This is a genomic window from Methylobacterium sp. J-092 (assembly GCF_022829325.1).
Lineage (GTDB): Bacteria > Pseudomonadota > Alphaproteobacteria > Rhizobiales > Beijerinckiaceae > Methylobacterium.
The window spans coordinates 1-22975 of sequence record NZ_JAKSXU010000140.1 but is presented as its reverse complement, the minus strand read 5'-3'; the positions used below and the strand labels follow the sequence as shown (position 1 = coordinate 22975).

The window sequence follows — 22975 nt, the reverse complement described above, 5'->3', positions numbered from 1 at the left end:
CGCATCGCCTTGTACAAGCCCATCGAAGACTACGCCGTCATCGGCGACACCCACTCGACCGCGCTGATCGCCCGCGACGGCTCGGTCGACTGGCTGTGCTGGCCGCGTCACGATTCGCCGGCCCTGTTTCTCGCGCTGCTCGACGACGACAAGGGCGGCTCCTGCCGGATCGCGTTCGAGGGCCTGCGCTCGACCTCGCGGCGCTACCTGCCCGAAACCAACGTGCTGGAGACGACCTTCGTCACCGAGACCGGCAGCGCCCGGCTGGTCGACGTGATGCCGGTCAACCCGCCGACCCCCGAGCCCGAGGAAGGGCCCGACGGCGAGGGCGAGAGCCGCCTGATCCGCCTGCTCACCTGCATCGACGGCCACGTCGCCGGGCGCTTCCTGGTGCACCCGACCTTCGACTACGCCCGCTGCGACGGCATCCCGATCGCCGACGGCGCGACGGTGCTGTTCGAGGCCGGCAAGCAGCGGCTCCGCGTCAACGCCGCGCCCGAGCCAAGGCTCGACGGCGCGGTCGCCGTGAGCCGGTTCGCGATTGCGGCGGGCGAGACCGCCTACCTCGTCCTCACCCACGGCGAGGACGGGGAGCGGGCCGCGATCGACGATTTCGCCGGCGCCGAGCGCCGGGTCGCGGCGACCATCGACTACTGGCGGCGCTGGAGCGAGCGCTGCACCTATCACGGCCCCTATCGCGACGCGGTGCTGCGCTCGGCCCTGTGCTTGAAGCTGCTGACCTACTCGCCGTCGGGCGCCATCGTCGCGGCGGCCACCGCCGGCCTGCCCGAGGCGGTTCCGGGCAACCGCAACTACGATTACCGCTTCACCTGGATGCGGGACGCGACCTTCACCGTCACCGCCTTCGTGATGCTCGGCTACGTCCGCGAGGCCTCGGAGTTCCTGCGCTTCCTGCGCGAAGCGGACGGCAGCTTCGGCCGCGACACCAAGCTGCTCTACGGCATCGCCGAGGCGATGCCGCCGGAGGAGGAGCTCGACCACCTCTCCGGCTGGCGCGACGTCGGGCCGCCGCTGATCGGCAACGCCGCCGAGGGCCAGGACCAGCACGACATCTACGGCGAGCTGGTGCGCGCGCTCTGCGTCTTCCTCGAAGCGGTCGAGTACGACCCGCCGGAAAAGGTCCACGACCGCCTGCCCGAGGTGCTCGACAACCTCACCCGCCGCGCCATCGCCTGCCGCGACGAGGCCGACGACGGCATCTGGGAGCTGCGCACCGGCCCGCGCCACCAGCTCCACACCAAGGCGATGCTCTGGGTGGCGCTGAACGACGCCGCCCGGATCGGCCGCAACATCGAGGGCGTGCCGCCGGAGAAGATCGAGACCTGGGAGCGGATCGCCGCCGAGATCCGCGCCGACTACCTGGAGAAGGCCTGGAACGAGGAGCGGCAGGCCTTCACCGGCGCCTACGGCTCGCACCACCTCGACGCGGCGGTGCTGCGCGTGGCGTTGTTCGGCGCGATCGACCCGAGCGACCCGCGCCTGCGCAAGACGCTGGCCGCGATCGAGGCTGAGCTCGGCGTCGGCGACCTGATCTACCGCTACCGCATGGACGACGGGCTCTCGGGCGACGAGGGCACGTTCACCGCCTGCGCCTTCTGGCGCGTCGGCTGCCTGGCGCTCGACGGCCGCACCGGCGAGGCCAAGGCGGCGTTCGAGCGCCTGCTGGCGCGCGGCAACGACGTCGGGCTGTTCGCCGAGATGATCGACCCGGAGACCGGCGAGCAGCGCGGCAACACCCCGCAGGGCTTCTCGCACATGGCGCTGATCAACGCGGCCCTGCGCCTGCAGGACACGATCGGCCGCTTCGGCCTGCCCGAGGAGGGATGCGTCGCGACGAAGGCGGCGGCGGAGTAGACGCAGCGCGGGGCTTTCGGCTGCCCGCGCTCTCTTCCCTCCCCCCCTGCGGGGGAGGGTAGGCCTCGCGTCCTCTGGGGTCGGGTGAGCGGCCCGACGATTCCTAACCCGCCGCCCCCCTCGCCCGACCCGCTTCGCCCGCCTCCCGCCCCGGCAGCCGGGGGCCGGCGGCCGCGCGTCACTTCGTGTCCTCGTCTCCGGCCCCCCGGCCCGCCGCGCGGGCCACCCTCCCCCGCAGCGGGGGGAGGGAAGTAGCGCGCTCCTTCGTGGCCTCGTCACCGGCCGCTCGACCCGAACCCGCCGACGCCCCGCGCCGATGCCGGCTCATCCGCGTCGGTCACGTTCAGCCGCGGCCGCGCGACCCGCGTGAACACCAGTTGCGCGATGCGCTCGCCCGGCGCGATCCGGATCGGGTCGCCGGCCGGGTTGCGGTTCCAGGCCGAGATCATCAGCGGGCCCTCGTAGTCGGCATCGATCACCCCGGTGCCGTTGCCGAGCACCAGCCCGGCGCGATGGCCGAGGCCGGACCGGGGGAAGATCAGTCCGCACCAGCCGGCCTCCCGGATCAGCACCGTGAAGCCGGCGGGGATCAGCGCCGGCGGCCCCTGCGGCGCGAGGTCGAGTGCCGCGTCGAGGCAGGCATGGAGGTCGAGGCCGGCGGCCTGGGCCGAGCCCCATCGCGGAAACCCCCACCCCGCCAGCCGCGGATCGAGCCCGCGGATGCCGACCTCGGGCAGCGCGTCGCTCACGGCCGGCGCGCCGCGATGGCGTCGGCCAGGGCGACGATGCGGTGGGCCTCGTCGGCATGGGATCGGTCGATCGTGCGGCCCCGGAACGCGGCCGTGCCGCGCTCGCAGGCGGCCGGGCCGGCGAAGGCGGCGATCGCCGCACGCGCCTGCGCGACCGCATCCGGGCTCGGGCCGAACACCGCGTTGGCGGCGGCGATCTGCGCGGGATCGATCAGCACCTTGCCGTCGAAGCCGCCGTTGCGGGCCTGCTCGGCCTCGGCGCGGAAGCCGGCCTCGTCGGCGGTCGCCTCGAACACGCCGTCGATGACGTCGATCTCGTAGGCGCGGGCCGCGGCGACGACGCTCATCAGCAGCGGCATCAGCGCCGGGCGGCCGGGGACGCCGCGGCGGATCCGGGTCGCCGCGGCGAGGTCGCCGGTGCCGACCACGAGGCAGGACAGGCGGGTGTCGACGTCGCGCGCGGCGCTGGCGATCGCACCGACCTGCAGCACCGCGAGCGGGCTCTCGATCATCGCCCAGATCCGCAGCGCCGGCGCCGCGCCGAGGCGCCTCAAGCGGGCGCCGACGGCCACCAGGGCGTCGGGGCCGCTCACCTTCGGCACCAGGATCGCGTCGGGGCCGGCCGCGGCGATCGCCGCGAGGTCGGCCTCGCCGTGGGCCGAATCGAGCGCGTTGATGCGGACCACCACCTCGCGATGACCGTAGGCACGGCCCGTCACCGCGGCGGCCACCGTCTTGCAGGCGGCGTCCTTGACCTCGGGCGGGACGGTCTCCTCCAGATCGAGCAGCACCGCGTCGACCGGCAGGGTGCGAGCCGCCTCCAGGGCCTGCGGGTTCGAGCCCGGCAGGGACAGCACGCTGCGACGCGGACGGATCTCGGTCATGGCGGCATCTTTCCGTCGGCGGGGCGACGTCCGTAAGACAGAAGCGCCGATAGCGTTCTCCGGACGGCGAGACAAGGAGCGGGAATGGCGCGCTGGATCGCGGGACTCGACGGCTGCCGCGGCGCCTGGGCCGGCGTGCTGCTCGACCTCGACGATCCCGGCCGCCACCGCGCGGCCCTGTTTTCCACCGTCGCCGAGTGCCTCGACGGACCGGAAGCGCCGGTCTCGGTCGGCATCGACGTGCCGATCGGACTGCCGGACCGCGCGACGGGCGGAGGCCGGGCGGCCGACCGGGCCGCACGCGCCTATCTCGGCGCCGGCCGGTCGAGCGTGTTCCCGGTGCCGCCGCGCGCGGCGATCTTCGCCGACGACTACGAGACCGCCAAGGCGCTGTCGCGCGCGGGCAGCGCGCCGCCCTTCGCGCCCTCGATCCAGTGCTTCAACATCTTCCGCTACATCCGCGCGGTGGACGCCCTGCTGCGCGAGCGGCCGGCGCTGACGGCGCGCCTGCACGAGGTCCACCCCGAGATCGCCTTCCGCCGCCTCAACGGCGACCGGGCGCTGGCGGCGGCCAAGAAGGGGCCGCAGCGGCAGGCCGGGCTGAACCTGCGCCGGGCGCTCCTCGTCGCCGCCGGGCTGCCGGAGGCGCTGGTTCACGGCGCACGGCCGCGCGGCGTCGGTGCCGACGACCACCTCGACGCGATGGCCGGCCTCGTTGTCGCCCGCGACATCCTCCTCGGCCGCGCGAGCCCGCTGCCGGACCTGCCCGAGCGCGACGCCCACGGCCTGCCGGCGGTGATCTGGATGCCGGCGCCGCTTCAAGGGGGCGACCGGGCCGAATCCCGCGAGCCACGCAAAGTCTGCTAACGACCTGGGCCATGAGCGAACAGACCCGAGACCCGAACCCCGCCATCCGCCACGTCGCCCGCGCGCTGGTGTTCGATCCCGCCGACCGGCTGCTGCTGATCGAGTACGAATCGGTGCACGCGCATGCGCCGGACGGCACGCCGCTGCGGTTCTGGTTCATGCCGGGCGGCGGGGTGGAGCCCGGCGAGGACCACGTCACGGCCTGCCGCCGGGAATTGTCGGAGGAGATCGGCCGGGCCGACTGCGCGATCGGCCCGCAGGTCGCGGCCTGCGACGGCCCGTTCCACCTGTTCCGGCAGTCGCGCGATGCACGCGAGCGCTATTTCCTGGTGCGTCTGCCCGACGACCGGATCGACACCAGCCGCCTGATGGAGACCGAGGACAACCCGCTGCACGGCACGCGCTGGTGGACGGTGGCCGAGCTGCTCGCCACCGAGGCGCGGATCGAGCCCGCCGGCCTCGGGCAGCTCGCCGAGCGCCTCGTCGCCGGACACGTTCCAGACGCCCCGATCATCCTGACCTGGCAGCAAACTTGAGCGTGGAACAGGGGGCTCAGGCCACTCGTTCCGTGACGGAATTTCTCGATTGTCAGGAGGACCCATGTTTCCGACCGCGCTCACCGACGGCTACCGTTCCTTCCTTTCCGGCCGCTTTCCGACGGAGCGGAAGCGCTTCGCCGAGCTGGCGACCGCCCAGGAGCCCGAGACGCTGGTGATCAGCTGCTGCGACAGCCGGGTCGCGCCGGAAGCGATCTTCGACGTCGGCCCGGGCGAGCTGTTCGTGATCCGCAACGTGGCCGCCATCGTGCCGATCTACGAGACCGGCGGCGACTATCACGGCACCTCGGCGGCGATCGAGTTCGCGGTGCAGGGCCTTGAGGTCAAGAACATCGTCGTGCTCGGCCACGCCAGCTGCGGCGGCATCAAGGCCTACGCCAACAAGGCCAAGCCGCTCTCGAAGGGCAACTTCATCGGCAAGTGGGTCTCCCTCGTCGAGCCCGCCGAGGCGAAGGCCGGCGACTCGAGCGCACCCGAATACCTCACCCGCCTCGAGCACGCGATGGTCAGCCAGAGCCTCGAGAACCTGATGACCTTCCCGTTCATCAAGGAACGGGTCGAGGCCGGCACCCTGAAGCTGCACGGTGCGCATTTCGGCGTGGCCACGGGCGACCTTCTGGTCCGCAATCCCGAGACCGGAGACTTCGCGCAGGCGGTCGATCGAAGCGGCGAGCCGCTGCGCCCCTCCGCAATGATGAGCTGCAGCTGACGCGTCCGGCGAGGCGGGTGCTTTGGTTCGAAAGCACCCGCCTCGCCTTTCAATCCGAGATCGATCGGAACGGGAAGGCCAGGGCCGACGAAAGACCGGACCAACGAAAAGGGCGGCAGGCTTACGCCTGCCGCCCTGTCTCATGAGCCGCGCTCGGCGTCGGCGCCGAGCGGGATCGGACGATTACATCGCGTCGCGGGCGCCCGGCAGGCGCTGGGCCATGCCGTAATGGTGCTGCAGCACCGGCAGGGCCTGCTGCGCGTAGGTGCGAAGCGCCGGGTTCGGGCCGGACGAGGCGTAGGCCTCGGTCATGCCGATCGTCATCCGGTGCGCCTGGACCTGCTGGCTCACGTAGAGGCGGTCGAAGCGCGGGCCCGACGGGGTGGCGGAGAGCTCCGCCAGCATCGCCTGCTGCTCGGGGCTGGGCTGAACCACCGTGGTGCCGGCCGTCTGATCGACGTCGGCGTTGCCGAGGCGGCTGCCCGCTGCGGCGCCGCGCTGCGCGCCCGAGCCGAGACCTTCGAGGCCGCCGACCGGGCCGCCGTTCAGCGTCCCGCCGACCACGCCCGCGGCCGCGCCGGTCGCCGCGCCGACGGCGCCACCGGCCACCGCCAGCGGCGCGCCGATCAAGCCGTCCACCGGACCGCCGACCACGCCGCCCTGCGCGGCGACGTAGTTGCGGTCACCGCCGACGAGGGCGACGTTGGCCGAACGGTGGTCGCGGATCGCTTCCTGGGCGTAGGTCCGGATCTGCGGGTTGCGGGACTTCGACAGCGCGATCTGGCTCGACTGGATCTCGAAGGCGTTCGCCTGCAGCGACTGCAGACGGAAATCGCTCAGGCCCTGGGCCATGGCCGGGGTCGAGACGGCGAAGGCGAGCGCGGACAGGACGGCGTATTTCTTCAGCATTGAAAACCTCGATCGATGAATGGTGAGCGTGCAAGCCGGCGTAGTTGTATCGCCCATACCGGTTTCAACCGAAACGGACGGCGACAGCACTTCATCGAACCAACGATGACGATCGCGCATGGTTCCTCTGGTCTTGCCTGACCTTGCGCCGTCCGCCGCGCGGGCTGCGGCGCTTGATCCGCCCCGCGGCAGCCGCCATGCCTTTCGCCGTCCTTCCGCCCCGAGGCCCCGCCTTGACGCCCCGCTCCACCCAGATCTTGTCAGTGCAGATCCTGCGCGCGGTCGCCGCGCTGCTCGTGGTGATGCACCATGCGCAGGCCGAGGCGACCGCGCTGGCGCAGCGGACGGGCGCGGCCTTCGCCCCGAGCGGGCTGCTGCCCTGGGCCGGCGGCGTCGACGTGTTCTTCGTGATCTCGGGCTTCATCATCGTCCACGCCGCGGCGCCGCACGCGGTCGGGCGCCATGCGGCGGAGAGCGGAGGTCGGCGCCGCTTCCTGGCGCATCGGATCGCGCGGGTGGTGCCGCTGTACTGGCTGGTCACCGCGCTCTACCTCGCGGTCGGGCTGGCGGCGCCGCCGGCCCTCAACGGCAGCGGCGGACCGCCGGACGCCGGCCAGGTCGTCGCCTCCTTCCTGTTCTGGCCCGCGGCGCGGCCGGACGGCGCGGTGCTGCCGCTCTACGGCCTCGGCTGGACGCTCAATTGCGAGATGGCGTTCTACGCGCTGTTCGCGCTCGGTCTCGGCTGGGGTCGCCGGGCCGGCGTCGCCTGGCTCGTGGCGGCCCTCGTCGGGATCGTGCTGGCGGGCGCCTGGCTGAAGCCGGAGGCCGTGCCGCTGGCGTTCTGGTCGAACCCGGTGATGCTGGAATTCGGGCTCGGCGCCCTGATCGCGCTCGCACGCGGCGAGGGCGTGCGGCTGGGCGGGCCGGCGCGCGCCGGCCTGGCGCTTGCCGGGTTCGGCCTGCTCTTGCTCGTCGCGCACACCGGCCCATTCCCGGACGGGTTCCTGCGCCCGCTCGCCCTCGGCATCCCGGCGGCCTTCCTGGTGGCGGCGGCGGCGCTCGGCCACCGGCGGATGCAGGCGCGGCCGCCCTCGCCCGTCGTGTCCGCCCTGGCCGCGCTCGGCGACGCCTCCTACGCGCTCTACCTCGTCCATCCCTTCGTCCTGCGCGGCCTGCGCGAGGCGCTCGCGCGCTCCGACCTCGCGCCGTGGCTCGGCCCCTGGGTCGCGCTCGGCGTGATGGTGGCCCTAAGCGTCGTGGCGGCCCTGCTCGTCCACCGCCATGTCGAGCGCCCGATGACGCGCCTCGCCCGCGCCCGCCTCGATCCCGATCGCCATTCCCTTCCGAGGCCGAAAACCGTGTGAGCGCCGGGCGGCGGCGAGTTTCCCGCCGCGGCGATCCGCATTAGCGTCGCGGCGGTGATGGCGAACCCGAGCGAGGCGACGCGATGAAGACCCTGCTGGTGCCGATCGCGCTCCACGACGCCCTGCCCTCGGTGCTGGAGACGACCCGCCTCGTGGCACAGCGCTTCGGCAGCCTGATCGAGGGCGTGTCGCTGCGGCCGGCGCTCGCCGAGTACGTGCCCGTCGACATGGTCGGCGGCATGACCTGGCTGCGCGACGAGGAGGCCGACCGGGCCGAGGCCGAGGAGGCGGGCGGGCGCTTCGTCACCTTCATGGACGGGGCCGGCATCCCGCGCCACGCCCGCGACGGCCTGTGCGTTCCCGAGAACGTCGCCGGCGCCGGCGCGCGCTATCGCTGGCGGCAGGACGTGCCGGCGGGCGACGCCTTCCTCGGGCAGTACGCGCGCCTGTTCTCGGCCACCGTCGTCGGCCGCCCCGGCGCCGCCGACGGCACGCCGCGCATGACCACCTTGGAGACGGCGCTGTTCGAGGGCGGCCGCCCGATTCTGGTGGCCCCGCCGACCCCGCCGACCCGGTTCGGCGACGCGATCCTGGTCGCCTGGAACGGCTCGACCGAGACCGCGCGCGCCGTCGCCTTCGCGATGCCGCTGCTGCGGGCCGCCTCCCGCGTGCTGGTGCTCAGCGTCGAGGGCGGCACGGTGCCGGGCCCGAGCGCCGAGGACCTCGCCCGCTCGCTCGCCTGCGAGGGCGTGGCCGCCGACCACAAGGCGCTTCCCGCCGGGCGCCGGACGCCGGGCGAGACCTTCCTCGCCGAGGCGAAGGAGTTCGGCTCCGACCTGCTGATCAAGGGCGCCTACACCCAGAGCCGGCTGCGGCAGATGATCTTCGGCGGCCCGACGAGCCACCTGCTCGCCCACGCCGACCTGCCGATGCTGATGGCGCACTGACGGCGTGTGCCGCGCGCGAAGCGGGAACCTCGACCGTTCGCCCGACGTTCGCGCCTCGCCGGCCATCCCGGTCGAGTGAGGGGCTGACGACAGTGATCCGAGCTTGTCTGATCGCGCTCGCGATGGGTGCGACCTCCGTTGCGGCGCAGGCCGCGGAATCCTTCGCGCGCTACCAGGGCACCGTCGAGGCCCGCGACGCCGACACGCTGACGATCCGGCGCGCGGCCGGCGGGTCCGTCACCGTCCTGATGAACGTGAAGACGCGCCTGTTCATCGCGACCGCAGGCCGCCTCCGCGACATCAAGCCGGAGAGCTACGTCAGCATCGTCTCGGTGCCCGGCGCCGACGGCAAGCCGAAGCCGATCAAGGTCGCGATCTACTCGCCGTCCGAGCGCGGCTTCGAGGCCGGCACCAAGCCCTGGGACGCGGCCCCCGACGCGCGGCTCACCGCGGGCTGGATCGGCGGCCTGTCGCTCGATCCGCCGCGGCAGGTCGAGCTGGTCTACGACGGCGGCAGCAAGTCCTTCACCATCCCGCCCGGGACGCCGACGGCGCAGATCGCCCCGGGCGAGAGGGCTCTGCTCGTGCCCGGCGCCGACGTCGTGGTGCTCGCGCGCACCGACGCCGACGGTCTCGTCAACGCCGACCTCGTCGCGGTCGGCCGCGCGGGAACCGAGCCGACGCTGTGACATCGCGCACAGCGCGACGCCGCCGGCCGGTTCGGGCCGGCGGCCCGTGAGCGCGGGCATGGCGCCGGGACGCGCGCCCGCGCTACATCGCCCGGCATGACCGATTTCCTCCTCGATTCCCGGCTCGCCGCCGACACCGTGCCGGTCGGCGACCTCGGCCTCTGCTCCGTCCTGCTGATGGACGATTCCCGCTTCCCGTGGCTGATCCTGGTGCCGCGCCGGGCTAATTTGAGCGAGCTCACCGATCTCGCCGCCGAGGATGCCGCCGCCCTGTGGCGGGAGGTCCACCTCGCCACCGGGGTGATGCTGGCGCTGGCCAAGCCCGACAAGGTCAACGTCGCGACGCTCGGCAACGTGGTGGCACAGCTCCACGTCCACGTGGTCGGGCGCTTCCTGTCGGACCCGGCCTGGCCCGGCCCGGTCTGGGGCTTCGAGGCGAGAAAGCCGTATCCGCACCATGCCCGCGCGCAGCTCGCCGAGCGGGCCGGCGCCCTGTTCGCAGCAGCCTGAGGTGGCGATGACCGACCCCTTCGCCACCCTGGGCTTCACGCAGAGCCGGCTCGTCCGCCATTCCTCGGAGCAGGCGGAGGACGCGGTGCCGCCCCCCGACGCGCCGGGCACCCGGCTGGTGCTCCTGGCCGGCGACGCGCTCGTGCTTCGGGGCGGGAGCGCGATCCTGGAGGCCGAGGACGGCGTCCGCGCGAACCCCCTGATCACCCAGGAGCGGATCTTCCTCGGGCATCTCGACGGGCGGCCGATCTTCGCGGCGGTGGCGGCGCCGGAGGCGGCCGAGGCCTATGCCGGCGACGGCTTCCGGACGCTCGACCTGCGCACCATCGCCACCGAGGGCGCCGTGCCGCAGGACGAGCTCGGCCTGCTCGCCACCGCGAAGTCGATGCTCGGCTGGCACGCGCGCAACCGCTTCTGCGCCAATTGCGGCACGCAGACCCTGGTCCGCGCCGGCGGCTTCCGGCGGGAATGCCCGACCTGCGCCGCCCATCACTTCCCGCGCACCGACCCGGTGGTGATCATGCTGATCCGCCGCGGCGAACGCTGCCTGCTCGGGCGCGGCCCGCACTTCAAGGAGGGGATGTACTCCTGCCTCGCCGGCTTCCTCGAGCCAGGCGAGACGATCGAGGCCGCGGTCGCGCGCGAATCCTACGAGGAGACGCGGGTGCGGGTCGGCGCGGTCGGCTATCACACCTCGCAGCCCTGGCCGTTCCCGTCCTCGCTGATGATCGGCTGCACGGCGGAAGCGCTGGACGAGACCATCGTCACCGACCCGACCGAGCTCGCCGACGCCCGCTGGTTCGACCGCGCCGAGGTGCTGGCAATGCTCGAGCGGCGCCACCCGGACAACCTCTTCGCCCCACCGGCGATGGCGATCGCGCACGTGCTGATGCGCGCCTTCGTCGAGGGGCGGGCCTGAGGGCCGAAACCCGTCGTTTGCCACAGACTGCAGCTGCCCGGAATCGGTCATTTCTGGCCGGGCCGCTTCCGGGCGAACAGTCGAACGGCCCGACATCTCCCCCGTCTCGCCGCGCCGGGCAGACCATCTGACACGCGGATCGGAACGGGCTCCGCGGGCGCGCTTGCAGGTTTCCTGCTCGTCGATCAGCTCGCGATCTTCTCAAGGCGCTCGAGACCTTGGAGAAGATCCTCGAACCGGGCCGCCGACAGCGCCTTGGCGTACAGGAATCCCTGACCCTGCTTGCAGCCCATCTCGAGCGGCCGCGCCTCCTGGTCCGACGTCTCGATTCCTTCGGCGATGATGTCCAATCCGATGTCGTTCCCGATCTGGATGATGGAGCGCACGATCGCCGCATCGTGCTGATCGGTCATCAGGTCCCGGACGAATCCGCGATCGATCTTGAGGCGCGTCAGGGGGAAACGCTTGAGCGAGCTTAAGGAGGCGTAGCCGGTGCCGAAATCGTCGAAGGAAATGCCGACCCCGCGACGATGCAGGTCGCGAAACGGGCGGAGGACAGGCTCGTCGACCTTCAGGAAGATCGTTTCCGTGATTTCCAGCTCCAGCATCTCCGGGCTCAGCCGGTGCCGCTGGAGAGCGTCGGCGACATCCGACGTCAGCGTCCCCGACCGGACCTGGGCGGTAAACAGGTTGACGCCCATTTTCCGGATCGGGAGCCCTGCGTCGCGCCAAGCCGCCATCTGCCGGCAGGCTTCGTCGAGGATCCAGCGTCCGACCTCGAGTGCCAGGGGGTGCTCCTCGAGCTGGGACAGGAAGGCGCCCGGAAACAGCAGACCGCGTTCGGGGTGCTGCCATCGCAGGAGGGCCTCCGCACCGTTGATGCGCCTGGTATCCAGAGCCACCTGCGGTTGGTAGTGGAGCACGAACTCACCGGCCGCGACCGCCCTGCGCAACTCCGACTGCAGCGCCAGTCGCGAAAGCAGCGCGCTCCGCATGTCGGGCTGAAACAAGCGGAAGCGACGCTTGCCGTCCTGTTTCGCGCGAAAGAGCGCCAAGTCCGCATTGCCGACGAGCTCGCCTGCCGACAGGCCCTGCGTCGGGCTGATGGCGCCTCCGATGCTGGCGCCCAGGTGGAAGGTATGACCTAAGACGCAGAACGGTGCCGCGAAGGCGTCGAGAAGCGCGGCGGCACTGGCTGCGACTTGCAGGGGATCGGTGGCGCCCGGCAGCATCACCGCGAACTCATCGCCGCCGAACCTGGCGACGATCGCATCCTGATCGAGCCAGGCCGGCAGACGGATGGCGAGGGTTTGGAGGACGGCATCACCGGTGCCGTGCCCCCAGCTGTCGTTCACCTCCTTGAATCCATCGAGGTCGAGCATGAGGACGCACGTGGCCTGTCCGGCGGCGAGCCTCGCGTCGAGCGTCTCTTCGAAGGAAGCGCGGTTGGGCAATCCGGTGAGCGTGTCGTGATGCGCGAGCCTGACCAGATGTTCGTCGCGGGCGCGCCATTCCGAGATGTCGCGCATGATCGCCCCGAAGCCGAGGCCGAAGCGGTCTCTCCAGATCGACAACGTGAACTCGGCCGGAAACTCGCTGCCGTCGCAACGTCTGGCGGTGACCTCGATCGTTCGACCGGCCATCCGGGAGGGCTCGTTGCGGGCGATGCGCGCCAAACCCGCCGCGTGGCTGGTGCGAAACCGTTCGGGAACGACGAGATCGACGTTTTGGCCCAGCATCGCGCCGGGTCCGTATCCGAAGAGCGCCTCGGCCGCCTCGTTCACGAAGGTGATCCGACCGGTGCCGTCGTTGGCGATGAACGCATACGTCGCGGCCCGCGCGAGTCCCACGGCGCCGGCCAACGCGGTCTCCGACGAGACGGGGTCGTGAGAACCGAATGCTTGCTCGGTCGCGTCGATGTCGGTCATCACTTCAGCTCAATGGAATCCACGCATTGCGAAGAAGCAATATGTCACGTTAATCGGATCGAATTAAACTTGTGTTACAGTCAATCCAATCGATTAAAAACTACCGGATGCTGATTTTACTCCTAGAAGAACTGTGGTTTTGGGTGCGCAAACCGCGCCGAACACACTCGGAGCGCACGGCCCATGAACGCCCGTTTCCGAGCACAGCAATCGGCTGCTGCGGCTGCAGCGGGCCGAGTAAGACCATGCCTCAAATCTCGATCGCCCGGCGCCCGCCCATCCCGGCGGGATCGAGGGCGACGCTCTTGATCACCGCGTGGACGGGGCGGCCGACCGCGAGGTCGAGGTCGCGCACGGCGGCCCCGGTCAGGCGGGCCGCGAGCACCGCCCCGCCGCACGCCACCTCGACCATCACCGCGTTGCCCGCCGGGATCAGCGCCGCGACCCGGCCGGAGAGGATGTTGCGCGCGCTGAGGCCCGACGGCACCGCGGTCGCGATCAGCACGTCGCGGGCCGGCACGCGCACCCGCACGACGCTGCCGATCGCGCGCGGCAGGAGCGGGACGAGCAGCCGCCCGGCCACACCTTCGAGCCGGGTCAGGCCGGCCGCCGGGTCGTGCCCGGCGACCGTCATGTCGAGCAGCGCGCCGGCCTCGGCCTCGTGGACCGGGACGAGGTCGGCCCGGCGCAGGATCGCCTCCGCCGGGCCCGCGGCGGCGACGCGGCCGGCCTCCAGCACCACCACGGTGTTGGCGAGCCGCGCGACCTCGCCGACCGCGTGGCTGACGTAGACGATCGGGATCCCGGCCTCGTCGCGCAGGCGCTCGATATAGGGAAGGATCTCGCCCTTGCGCGCCTCGTCCAGCGCCGCCAGCGGCTCGTCCATCAGCAGCAGGCGGGGTCTCGCCAGCAGCGCCCGGCCAATGGCGACGCGCTGGCGCTCGCCGCCGGAGAGACCCGCGGGCTGCCTGCCGAGCAGGTGGCCGATGCCGAGCATCTCGACCACGGCGTCGTGCTCGGCCCGTTCCGCCCGGCGGCCCGCGAAGAAGCGGCCGTAGCCGAGGTTGCTCCGCACGCTGAGGTGGGGAAACAGGCGGGCATCCTGGAACACCAGCCCGATCCGGCGCCGGTGCACCGGCAGGGCGATGCGCCGGTCGGTGTCGACCAGCGTCTCGCCGGCGACGACGATGCGGCCGCGATCGGGCCGGCTCAACCCGGCGATCAGGTCGATCAGCGTGGTCTTGCCCGAGCCCGAGCGCCCGAACAGGGCGGTGAGCCCGGCCCCGGCGGCGAAGGCGGCGTCGAGCGTGAAGGCGCCCCGGCGCAGGGCGACGGCGACGTCGAGCGTCATGCCGGGCGGCTCGATCGGCGCGGACCGGCGTTGTGCAGCGATACCCTCACGGAAGGCCGCGCATGATCACCGTCCACCACCTGGAGAACAGCCGCTCGCAGCGGGTGCTCTGGCTGCTCGAGGAGCTCGGCCTGGACTACACGGTGAAGCGCTACGCCCGGGACCGCGAGACGATGCTGGCGCCGCCGGCGTTGCGGGCGATCCACCCGCTCGGCAAGTCGCCGGTGATCACCGACGGCGACATCGTGGTGGCCGAGTCCGGTGCCATCGTCGAATACCTCACCGCCCGCTGCGGCGGCGCGCTGGTACCTGCGCCGGGCACGGAAGCGCATCGCCGCTACATCTATTGGCTCCATTACGCCGAAGGCTCGGCGATGCCGCCGCTGCTGCTGAAGCTGGTATTCTCCCGGCTGGCGCCGGGCAGCCCCGCCCTGGTGCGCCCCCTCGCGAGGGGGATCGCCAAGGCGGTGACGGCCAAGTTCGTCGACCCGGAGCTGCGCCGCCACGCCGCCTATTGGGAGGAGGAGCTGTCCGCCCGGCCGTGGTTCTGCGGCGCGGACTTCACCGCCGCCGACATCCAGATGAGCTTTCCCCTCGAAGCCTTCGCCGCACGCGGCACCGGAGCCGGCGCCGAGCTGACCGGCTGGCTCGCTCGCATCCATGCCCGCCCGGCCTACAAGCGGGCGCTGGAGCGCGGCGGGCCGTACGCCTATGCGTGAGGCGCGGCTGTGGGGCTTTCCCCTCCCCCCTCCGCGGGGGAGGGTGCCCCTGGGATGCGACGGGGATTCCATCACCCCGCTCCCAGCTTCCGGCCGATGCGGCGGGCCAGCACCTCCGAGAGCAGCAGCGCGGTCATCGACAGGGCGACCGAGATCAGCGTCAGGCGCAAGGCGCCGGCCTCGCCGCCGGGCACCTGCGTCAAGGTGTAGATCGCCGAGGGCAGCGTCTGGGTCTCGCCGGGAATGTTCGAGACGAAGGTGATGGTGGCGCCGAACTCGCCCATCGCCTTGGCGAAGGCGAGCACTGCGCCGGCGAGGATGCCGGGCAGGCTCAACGGCAGCGTCACCGTGAGGAACACCGCGATCGGCCGGGCGCCCAGCGTCGCGGCCGCCTGCTCGAGCCGGGCGTCCACCGCCTCGATCGACAGGCGCATCGCCCGCACCATCAGCGGGAAGCCCATCACCGCGCAGGCGAGCGCCGCCCCGGTCCAGCGGAAGGCGAACACGATGCCCGCCTCCGCGAGCCACGCGCCGACGAGGCCGCGTCGCCCGAGGGTCAGGAGCAGCAGGTAGCCGGTGACGACCGGCGGCAGGATCAGCGGCAGGTGCACGAGGCCGTCGAGGACGGCGCGGCCCGGAAACGTGCGCTTGGCAAGCAGCCAGGCCACCAGCAGGCCGGGCCCGAGGCTCGCAAGCGTCGCGACGGCGGCCACCTTCAGGCTCAGTGCCACCGCGGTCCACTCGTCGGGCGTCAGGTCGAGCAAGGATGGCGCGTCCCGTCCGGGCGCCGCGGATCGTCGCGCCCCCTCACGCCGCAGGCTTGGACGCGGACGATGCCGCGCGCAAGCCGCTCAGGCGTCGAACTCGTCTCCGCGGGGCTTCGCGTCCTCGGCGCGGTGCAGCCGGCTCAGCAGCACGAGGAGCTGGCCCGGCAGGGGCGTGTCGAGGGCTTCGGCCCCGAGCAACGTGTCGCGGGCGCGGACCGGTTGGCGACGGCGGCGCGAGACGCCGTTGAGGACGACCGGCCGACGAACGGATGGTCTCGAATTGGTCACGCGGACGCACCCTGAATGGTCGAACGACTCGGACGACGCGGAGAAGTGACCGAAAACGCTGCACAATAACCCCGGTTCCGGGGGTCCATATGATGAACGGGTAAACAATCTGCCGCATTGCCAGGCGATTTTGCCGCGGTTGCCGACCTCGGCCATCGCGGGACCGGACGGGCCACAACATTTCCGCCGCGGACTGCGCCACACGTCGCGGAACGCGGCCGAGGGTGGTAAGGCCGGCCATGCTCGAAGGCCTGCACCCGAACCGCCCGACCCACGTCCTGCAGCTGATGACCGACGAGCGGTCGGCGCGCACGATGACCGACCTGCTCGGCGAGATGTTCGACCCGACCGAGACGGCGGTCGCCGCCTTCGAGGCGGAGGACGGGGTGACGTGGCGGCTGGAAGCCTACTTCGCCGACGCGCCGGACGAGGATTTCATCCGCGACCTGATCCGCCCCGTGGTCGGCGCGCAGGCGGACGCGGCGGAGTTCCGCACCATCGACCAGAAGGACTGGGTCCGCGCCTCGCTCGAAGGCCTCGTGCCCGTGCGGGCCGGCCGCTTCCGCATCCACGGCTCGCACGACCGCGCCACCGTGCGGCCGAACGAGCTCGCCATCGAGATCGAGGCGGCGCTCGCCTTCGGCACCGGCCATCACGGCACCACGCTCGGCTGCCTCAAGGCGCTGGTCGACGTGCTGAAGCGCGGGCGCCCCGGCCGGGTGCTCGACGTCGGCACCGGCACCGGCATCCTCGCCTTCGCCGCCGCCAAGGCTCTGCGCCGGCCGGTGATCGCCGGCGACCTCGACGGCGAGGCGGTCAGGACCGCCCGCGCCAACGCCCATGCCAACGGCCTCGGGCCGTACCTCAAGCTCTACGAGGCGCCCGGCGTGCGCAACGCCCTGGCCGCGCGGCCGCGCCACTTCGACGTGGTCTTCGCCAACATCCTCGCGCGCCCGCTGCGGCGGCTCGCGCCGACGCTGTCGGCCGTGGTGGCCGAGGGCGGCGTGCTGGTGCTCTCGGGCCTGATCGAGCGCGACGTCGCCGGCGTGCTCTCGGCCTACCGCCACCGCGGCTTCCATCTCGCTTCGAAGGGCACGATCGAGGGCTGGGTCGCCCTGGTGCTCCGCCGCGGCGGGGCGGCGCCGCGGCCGCTCGCCCGTGGCGCGCGCGGCGGTTTTCCGCATCGCTGAACCGAACGCGGGCGCCCGCATTTTCCCGGCATGACCGACACGCCCGCGAAACCGCCCGCCGATCCGATCACCGAAGGCGCCCGCGCCCGCAGTCACGGCCGCCCGAAGGATGCATGCCCCTACCCGGACGGGTCCGATGCGCGCAGAGCCTGGCTCGAAGGCTACGACGGCACACCCGGCGATCGCGCCCCCGACCCGCCGATGGATGGCGGCTGAGATCGCATCGATACCCGCTGAGGTCGGTTGCCCGCCGACCCGCGCCGGCGATACCTTGGCCGGATGAGCCGCACCCGCTTCCAGACCTTCGACGATTCGAGCCACCGCAAGGCGGCGGAGCGCGTCGCCGCCCTTCGTGCCGCCCTTCGGGAAGCCGGCGTCGACGGCTTCGTCGTGCCGCGGGCCGACGAGCACCAGTCCGAATACGTCCCGGCCAATGCCGAGCGTCTCGCCTGGCTGACCGGGTTCACCGGCTCGGCCGGCACCGCCGTGATCCTGGCGGATGCCGCGGCGCTGTTCGTCGACGGACGCTACACCCTGCAGGCGCCGGAACAGGTCGATCCCGGCGTGGTCGCGATCGTGCCGCTCGCCGAGAGCACCGCCGAGGCCTGGATCGCCCGGACGCTGCAGCGCGGCGCGGTGCTCGGCTACGATCCCTGGCTGCACACGCCCGAAGGCGTCGCCCGCCTGGAACGCGCGGCCGCCAAGGCCGGCGCGGAGGTGAAGGCGCTCTCCGAGAACCCGGTGGACGCGGTCTGGGCCGGGCGACCGAAGCCTCCGGCCGGACGCGTCGCCGCCCATCCGCTGGATTTCGCCGGAGAGGCCGCGAGCGAGAAGATCGCGCGCATCCGCGCCGAGCTCGAGACCGGCCAGTGCGATGCGCTGGTGATCTCCGATCCGCACAACCTCGCCTGGGCGTTCAACCTGCGCGGGGCCGACGTCGGCCACACGCCGCTCGCGCTCGGCTACGCCGTCCTGCCGCGCGAGGGCCGGCCGCGGCTCTTCCTCGCCTCCGGCGACGTGACGGCGGAGGCGCGCGACGCGCTCGGACCGATCGCCGACATCGACGGGCGCGACGCGTTCGAGCCGGCGCTCGGCGAGCTCGCGGGCAAGCGCGTGCGCCTCGATGCGGCGACGGGCGCGGTCGCGCTGAAGGAACGCGTCGCGGCGGTGGGCGGCACCGCCGACGTCGGCCCGGACCCGATCACCGCGATGAAGGCGGTGAAGAACCAGGCCGAGATCGCCGGCGCCCGCGCCGCGCACCGGCGCGACGGGGCGAGCGTGGTGCGCTTCCTCGCCTGGCTCGACGGGCAGGACGCGCCGAGCGAGATCGCCGCGGTGGAGGCGCTGGAGGATTTTCGCGCGGCCGGCGGGGATCTGCGCGACGTCTCGTTCCCGACGATCTCCGGCTCCGGGCCGAACGGGGCGATCGTGCATTATCGGGTGACGCGCGCCACCGACCGGAGGGCGGCGCCGGGCGAGCTGTTCCTGATCGATTCGGGTGCCCAGTACCTGGACGGCACCACCGACATCACCCGCACGGTGGCGGTGGGCGCGCCGAGCGCGGAGATGCGCGATCGTTACACCCGCGTGCTGCGCGGCCACGTCGCCATCGGCCGCGCAGTCTTCCCCAAGGGCACCACCGGCGCGCAGATCGACACCCTGGCGCGCCTGCCGCTCTGGGAGGCCGGCCTCGACTTCGACCACGGCACCGGCCACGGCGTCGGCGCCTTCCTGTCGGTGCACGAAGGCCCGCAGCGCATCGCCAAGACCGGGACGGTGGCGCTCGAGCCGGGCATGATCCTCTCCAACGAGCCGGGCTATTACCGGGCGGGCGCCTACGGCATCCGCATCGAGAACCTCGTCCTCGTCGAGCCCCGCGCGGTGCCCGGCGGCGAGCGCCCGGTGCTCGGCTTCGAGACCCTGACGCTCGTCCCCTACGATCGCCGCCTGATCGTGCCGGAGATGCTGAGCCCGGACGCGCGCGCCTGGGTCGACGCCTACCACGCCCACGTCCGCGACGTGTTGTCCGCGGACCTCGACCCGGAGACGCGGGCCTGGCTGGAGCGGGCGACGGCGGCGTTGAGCAGCGGGTCCTAAAGAGTTCGAACGATCGAACCGCGCATCCGCGAGAACATCCAGCCTGACGCGGGTCCCCTCTCCCGAGTGGGGGAGCCGCGTCGCGCTTCGAATGCGCGATCCGGCGGCGCCTCCGTTCCAACCTGTCGCACGCCCACGATTTTACCCTCCGCCGGTTCGGGCCTATGAGGATGGCGGCGTGAAACCGTCGTCGTCGGTCGCGCGATAAGGACCGCATGATCCGCGCAGCCGCCCTCCTCCTGTCCCTGCTCGCGTGGCCGGTCGCGGCCCAGGGCTTCAAGCCGCCGGCCGACCTCGTGCGGGCGAGCCTCGCGGCGGAGCCCGCGGCGGTGGCGGGGGCCACGCCGTTCACCGTCGCCATCCGCATGGCGATGAAGCCGGGCTGGCACGTCTACTGGCGCAATCCCGGCGATTCCGGCCTGCCGCCGGAGGTGACCTGGACCCTGCCGGCGGGCTTCTCGGCCTCGGCGATCCAGTGGCCGGCGCCGCACCGCATCCCGATCGCGACGCTGATGAACTTCGGCTACGAGGGGGAGGCGATCCTGCTCGTGCGGGTCACCCCACCGCCGAGCCTCGACCCGGCCGCGCCGGTGACGCTGGCGGGCAAGCTCACCTATCTCGTGTGCGAGACGGAGTGCATTCCCGGCTCGGCCGATCTCGCCCTGACGCTGCCGGTCGCGCGCGAGGCCACGGCCGATCCCGGCAACGTCGACCTGTTCGCCCGCGCCCGTGCCGCCCTGCCCAAGCGCGCGCCGTGGCCGGTGCGGCTGTCGAGCCAGGGCGACCGGCTCGCCCTCGACCTCGAGGCTCCGGGCCTCGCCACGGACACGGTCCGCGCGGTGGCGTTCTTCCCCTATTCCGAGACGGCGATCGACAACGCCGCGCCGCAGCCCTTCACCGTCGACGCTTCGGGCCTCCACCTGACGCTGACCCGCGCGACGCCCGCCGACCCCGCGCCCGAATCGCTGCCCGGCGTGCTGGCGATCGACGAGGACACCGGCGGGGTCCTCGTTCGGCAGGCCTTCGCGCTCGGCGACGAGGCGCCGCTCGCCGGCGGCGGCGCGATGCCGATCGCGGCGCCGGCGGTGGCGCGCACCGACCCGGCCGAGGCGCTGACCCTGTGGACCGCGGCCGGCCTCGCGCTGCTCGGCGGCCTGATCCTCAACCTGATGCCCTGCGTCTTCCCGGTGCTGTCGATCAAGGTGCTGAGCCTGGTGAGGCATTCCGGCGAGGCGCCGGCGCGGGTCCGGCTGCACGGGCTCGCCTACACCGCGGGGGTGCTGGCGGCCTTCCTGGCGCTGGCCGCGCTGCTGATCGCCCTGAAGGCGGGCGGCGCCGGGATCGGCTGGGGCTTCCAGCTGCAATCGCCGACCGTGGTGGCGGCTTTGGCCTACCTGCTCTTCGCCATGGGCCTGAGCCTGTCGGGCATGCTTCACCTCGGCAGTCGGCTGTCCGGGCTCGGCGACGGGCTGACCCGGCGGGCCGGGCTCCAGGGCTCGTTCTTCACCGGCGTGCTCGCGACGGTCGTGGCCACGCCGTGCACCGCCCCGTTCATGGGCTCGGCCGTGGGCTTCGCGCTGACGCAATCGACCGCTGCCGGCCTCGTCGTGTTCGCGAGCCTCGGCCTCGGCCTCGCCCTGCCCTTCCTGGCGCTCACCCTGTGGCCGCCGGCGCTGCGCGCCCTGCCCCGGCCCGGCGCCTGGATGGACGTGCTGAAGCAGGCCCTCGCCTTCCCGATCTACGCCACGGTCGCCTGGCTGGTCTGGGTGCTGGCGCAGCAGGTCGGGCCTCAGGGCCTGCTCGCGGCGCTGATCGGGCTGGTGCTGATGGGCTTCGCCGCCTGGGCGTGGGAGCTCGGCCGCGACGCGCGGCCGGTCCGGGCGCAGCTCGCCCGCGGCCTCGCGGTGCTCGCCGTCGCCGGCGTGGCGGGGCTCGCCCTCACCCTCGATCACGACCGCGTCGCACCGGGGGCTCAGGCCCGGGCCGAGGGGATCGAGCCGTTCACGCAGGCCCGCCTCGACGCGCTGCTGGCGAGCGGCCGGCCGGTCTTCGTCGACATGACGGCGGCGTGGTGCATCACCTGCCAAGTCAACGAGCGCACCTCGCTCGGGACGGCGGCGGTCGCCGCGGCGATGCGCGCGCGCGACGTCACGTATCTCAGGGGCGACTGGACCAACCAGAACCCGGAGATCACCCGCCTGCTCGAGCGCCACGGCCGGAGCGGCGTGCCGCTCTACCTGCTCTACGCGGGTGCCGGAGAGCCGACGGTTCTGCCGCAGATCCTCACCGAGGGGACGATGCTGAGCGCGCTGGACGCCGTGAAGGCGACGGGCCGCAGCGCGGGGCTCGACGGCGGGGGGACGAAGGTCCCCTGAAGCTTGGTAAAAATATAATTTTCGTAGGACTGAAATCACTTCAGTGTGCGCGACGGCTCCCTCTCCCATGGGGAAAGGGTTGGGGTGAGGGGCGTGACCGACCCGGATGACACACGCCCCTCATCCTGTCCTTCTCCCCATGGGAGAAGGGACCCACGGCAGGTCGCGGATCGTTGCGATCGCTTGAGCCGTCCACCGAAAGCCGAACTCAATCCTCGCCCGAGAACGTCTCGTCGAAGGCGTACCCCGAGCCGCGGACGGTGCGGATCGGGTCGGTCTCGCCGGCGCGGTTCAGGGCCTTGCGCAGGCGGCCGACATGCACGTCGACGGTGCGCTCGTCGATGTAGACGTCGTGGCCCCATACGCCGTCGAGGAGCTGCTCGCGGGAATAGACCCGGCCGGGGCTCTGCATCAGGAACTCGAGCAGCTTGAACTCGGTCGGCCCGAGGTGGATCTCGCCGCCGGCCCGGCGCAGGCGATGGCTGTCGCGGTCGAGCTCGATGTCGCCGGCTTCCAGCAGGTTCGCGACGTGGCTGGGCTTGGCGCGCCGCAGCAGCGCGCGGACGCGCGCCAGCAGTTCCGGCACGGAGAACGGCTTGACGATGTAGTCGTCGGCCCCCGTCCCGAGGCCGCGGATGCGGTCGCCCTCCTCGCCGCGGGCGGTGAGCATGATGACCGGCAGGGACACCGTCTCGCGCCGCGCCCGCACCCGGCGGCACAGCTCGATTCCGGAGAGCCCCGGCAGCATCCAGTCCAGCAGGATCAGGTCGGGCACCTGCTCCTGCAGGCGCAGCTCGGCCTCGTCGCCGCGGGCGGCGGAATCGACCTCGAAGCCCTCGGCTTCGAGGTTGTAGCGCAGGAGGGTGGTCAGCGCCTCCTCGTCCTCGACGATCAGGATCCGCGTACGCATGCAGGGCACTCCCGGGCGGACCGCCCGACTTTCTCATCCATCGCCACGGACCTCCCTCCCCCCTGAAGCGGGTCGGGAGAGGGGAGCGCCGTATCCGGAGCGGTCGCTCCCCTCTCCCGACCCCCGCTCACGCGAGGCCCACCCTCCCCCGCAGAGGAGGAGGGGCGGAGACGGTGGCACCGGGCGCCTGAGGGCTGCCGTCTCCGCCCCTCCTCCTCTGCGGGGGGGGGTGGGCCTCGCGTGAGCGGGGGTCGCGAGAGGCGAGCGGCGGCTCCGGATACGGCGCTCCCCCCTCCCGACCCTCGCTGACGCGAGGCCTACCCTCCCCCGCACAGGGGAGAGGGACGAGGTCGCGCGCATCCATCAGAACA

22 protein-coding genes are annotated in these 22975 nt (G+C 72.5%); 14 read left to right on the top strand and 8 right to left on the bottom strand.

What is annotated here, in order from left to right; genetic code table 11:
• Nucleotides 1–9 precede the first annotated feature (9 nt).
• Nucleotides 10–1875: a glycoside hydrolase family 15 protein gene (locus MKK60_RS17225; RefSeq protein WP_243987628.1), complete on the top strand. Its 1866-nt coding sequence runs from the start codon at nt 10–12 to the stop codon at nt 1873–1875.
• 275 nt (nt 1876–2150) lie between these two features.
• On the opposite strand, the gene dut is transcribed toward MKK60_RS17225, so the two are convergent.
• Complete coding sequence (dut, locus tag MKK60_RS17220; protein WP_243987627.1) at nt 2151–2624, bottom strand: dUTP diphosphatase; 474 nt, start codon at nt 2622–2624, stop codon at nt 2151–2153.
• The gene (locus MKK60_RS17215) at nt 2621–3508 is read right to left on the bottom strand and encodes an HpcH/HpaI aldolase/citrate lyase family protein (protein WP_243987625.1); all 888 of its coding nucleotides are present in this window, start codon (nt 3506–3508) and stop codon (nt 2621–2623) included. Before MKK60_RS17215 ends, dut begins: the two co-directional genes overlap by 4 nt.
• Nucleotides 3509–3592: 84 nt before the next feature.
• On the opposite strand from MKK60_RS17215, the gene MKK60_RS17210 reads away from it, so the two are divergent.
• From MKK60_RS17210 to MKK60_RS17200, 3 genes are all read left to right on the top strand, one after another.
• Nucleotides 3593–4375 carry a DUF429 domain-containing protein gene (locus MKK60_RS17210; RefSeq protein ID WP_243987623.1) on the top strand — a complete coding sequence of 261 codons (783 nt, stop codon included), beginning with the start codon at nt 3593–3595 and terminating at the stop codon, nt 4373–4375.
• 11 nt (nt 4376–4386) lie between these two features.
• Entirely contained in the window at nt 4387–4911 is a 525-nt protein-coding gene (locus MKK60_RS17205) for an NUDIX hydrolase (protein WP_243987620.1), read from the top strand.
• Nucleotides 4912–4975: 64 nt separating this feature from the next.
• The gene (locus tag MKK60_RS17200) at nt 4976–5641 is read left to right on the top strand and encodes a carbonic anhydrase (protein ID WP_147843815.1); all 666 of its coding nucleotides are present in this window, start codon (nt 4976–4978) and stop codon (nt 5639–5641) included.
• A 183-nt stretch (nt 5642–5824) separates the two neighbouring features.
• On the opposite strand, the gene MKK60_RS17195 is transcribed toward MKK60_RS17200, so the two are convergent.
• Nucleotides 5825–6550 carry a DUF4142 domain-containing protein gene (locus tag MKK60_RS17195; RefSeq protein WP_243951390.1) on the bottom strand — a complete coding sequence of 242 codons (726 nt, stop codon included), beginning with the start codon at nt 6548–6550 and terminating at the stop codon, nt 5825–5827.
• A 233-nt stretch (nt 6551–6783) separates the two neighbouring features.
• Here MKK60_RS17195 and MKK60_RS17190 point away from each other — a divergent pair, with 233 nt between their 5' ends.
• From MKK60_RS17190 to nudC, 5 genes are all read left to right on the top strand, one after another.
• On the top strand, nt 6784–7914 hold the full coding sequence (locus MKK60_RS17190) for an acyltransferase family protein (RefSeq protein ID WP_243987618.1): 1131 nt from the start codon (nt 6784–6786) through the stop codon (nt 7912–7914).
• A gap of 83 nt (nt 7915–7997) precedes the next feature.
• Entirely contained in the window at nt 7998–8861 is an 864-nt protein-coding gene (locus MKK60_RS17185; protein ID WP_243987616.1) for a universal stress protein, read from the top strand.
• A 122-nt stretch (nt 8862–8983) separates the two neighbouring features.
• On the top strand, nt 8984–9550 hold the full coding sequence (locus tag MKK60_RS17180) for a hypothetical protein (protein ID WP_147844110.1): 567 nt from the start codon (nt 8984–8986) through the stop codon (nt 9548–9550).
• A gap of 96 nt (nt 9551–9646) precedes the next feature.
• Nucleotides 9647–10060: an HIT domain-containing protein gene (locus MKK60_RS17175; protein WP_147728437.1), complete on the top strand. Its 414-nt coding sequence runs from the start codon at nt 9647–9649 to the stop codon at nt 10058–10060.
• A 7-nt stretch (nt 10061–10067) separates the two neighbouring features.
• On the top strand, nt 10068–10979 hold the full coding sequence (gene nudC / locus MKK60_RS17170) for an NAD(+) diphosphatase (RefSeq protein WP_147728438.1): 912 nt from the start codon (nt 10068–10070) through the stop codon (nt 10977–10979).
• 185 nt (nt 10980–11164) lie between these two features.
• On the opposite strand, the gene MKK60_RS17165 is transcribed toward nudC, so the two are convergent.
• Both MKK60_RS17165 and modC read right to left on the bottom strand, forming a co-directional pair.
• Entirely contained in the window at nt 11165–12907 is a 1743-nt protein-coding gene (locus MKK60_RS17165; protein ID WP_243987614.1) for a putative bifunctional diguanylate cyclase/phosphodiesterase, read from the bottom strand.
• A gap of 250 nt (nt 12908–13157) precedes the next feature.
• A complete protein-coding gene (gene modC / locus MKK60_RS17160) occupies nt 13158–14258 on the bottom strand; it encodes a molybdenum ABC transporter ATP-binding protein (protein ID WP_147859552.1) in 1101 nt (366 codons plus the stop codon).
• Nucleotides 14259–14320: 62 nt separating this feature from the next.
• On the opposite strand from modC, the gene MKK60_RS17155 reads away from it, so the two are divergent.
• The gene (locus tag MKK60_RS17155; protein ID WP_243987612.1) at nt 14321–14977 is read left to right on the top strand and encodes a glutathione S-transferase; all 657 of its coding nucleotides are present in this window, start codon (nt 14321–14323) and stop codon (nt 14975–14977) included.
• A 71-nt stretch (nt 14978–15048) separates the two neighbouring features.
• On the opposite strand, the gene modB is transcribed toward MKK60_RS17155, so the two are convergent.
• Both modB and MKK60_RS17145 read right to left on the bottom strand, forming a co-directional pair.
• Nucleotides 15049–15741: a molybdate ABC transporter permease subunit gene (gene modB, locus MKK60_RS17150; RefSeq protein ID WP_147729156.1), complete on the bottom strand. Its 693-nt coding sequence runs from the start codon at nt 15739–15741 to the stop codon at nt 15049–15051.
• 87 nt (nt 15742–15828) lie between these two features.
• The gene (locus tag MKK60_RS17145) at nt 15829–16032 is read right to left on the bottom strand and encodes a hypothetical protein (protein WP_147729157.1); all 204 of its coding nucleotides are present in this window, start codon (nt 16030–16032) and stop codon (nt 15829–15831) included.
• Between the two features lie 239 nt (nt 16033–16271).
• Here MKK60_RS17145 and MKK60_RS17140 point away from each other — a divergent pair, with 239 nt between their 5' ends.
• The 4 genes from MKK60_RS17140 to MKK60_RS17125 all read left to right on the top strand — a co-directional run bounded on the left by MKK60_RS17140 (nt 16272) and on the right by MKK60_RS17125 (nt 21694).
• Nucleotides 16272–17222, top strand: coding sequence for a 50S ribosomal protein L11 methyltransferase (locus MKK60_RS17140; protein ID WP_243933187.1), 951 nt, complete (start codon nt 16272–16274; stop codon nt 17220–17222).
• A 30-nt stretch (nt 17223–17252) separates the two neighbouring features.
• Nucleotides 17253–17438, top strand: coding sequence for an Rmf/CrpP family protein (locus MKK60_RS17135; protein ID WP_243987610.1), 186 nt, complete (start codon nt 17253–17255; stop codon nt 17436–17438).
• A gap of 63 nt (nt 17439–17501) precedes the next feature.
• On the top strand, nt 17502–19319 hold the full coding sequence (locus MKK60_RS17130; protein ID WP_243987608.1) for an aminopeptidase P family protein: 1818 nt from the start codon (nt 17502–17504) through the stop codon (nt 19317–19319).
• Between the two features lie 215 nt (nt 19320–19534).
• Nucleotides 19535–21694, top strand: a complete 2160-nt coding sequence (locus tag MKK60_RS17125) for a protein-disulfide reductase DsbD family protein (protein ID WP_243987606.1) — start codon at nt 19535–19537, stop codon at nt 21692–21694.
• A gap of 208 nt (nt 21695–21902) precedes the next feature.
• Here the strand turns inward: MKK60_RS17125 and phoB are convergent, their stop codons facing one another.
• Nucleotides 21903–22604, bottom strand: a complete 702-nt coding sequence (gene phoB / locus MKK60_RS17120; protein WP_147728560.1) for a phosphate regulon transcriptional regulator PhoB — start codon at nt 22602–22604, stop codon at nt 21903–21905.
• Nucleotides 22605–22975: the final 371 nt, after the last annotated feature.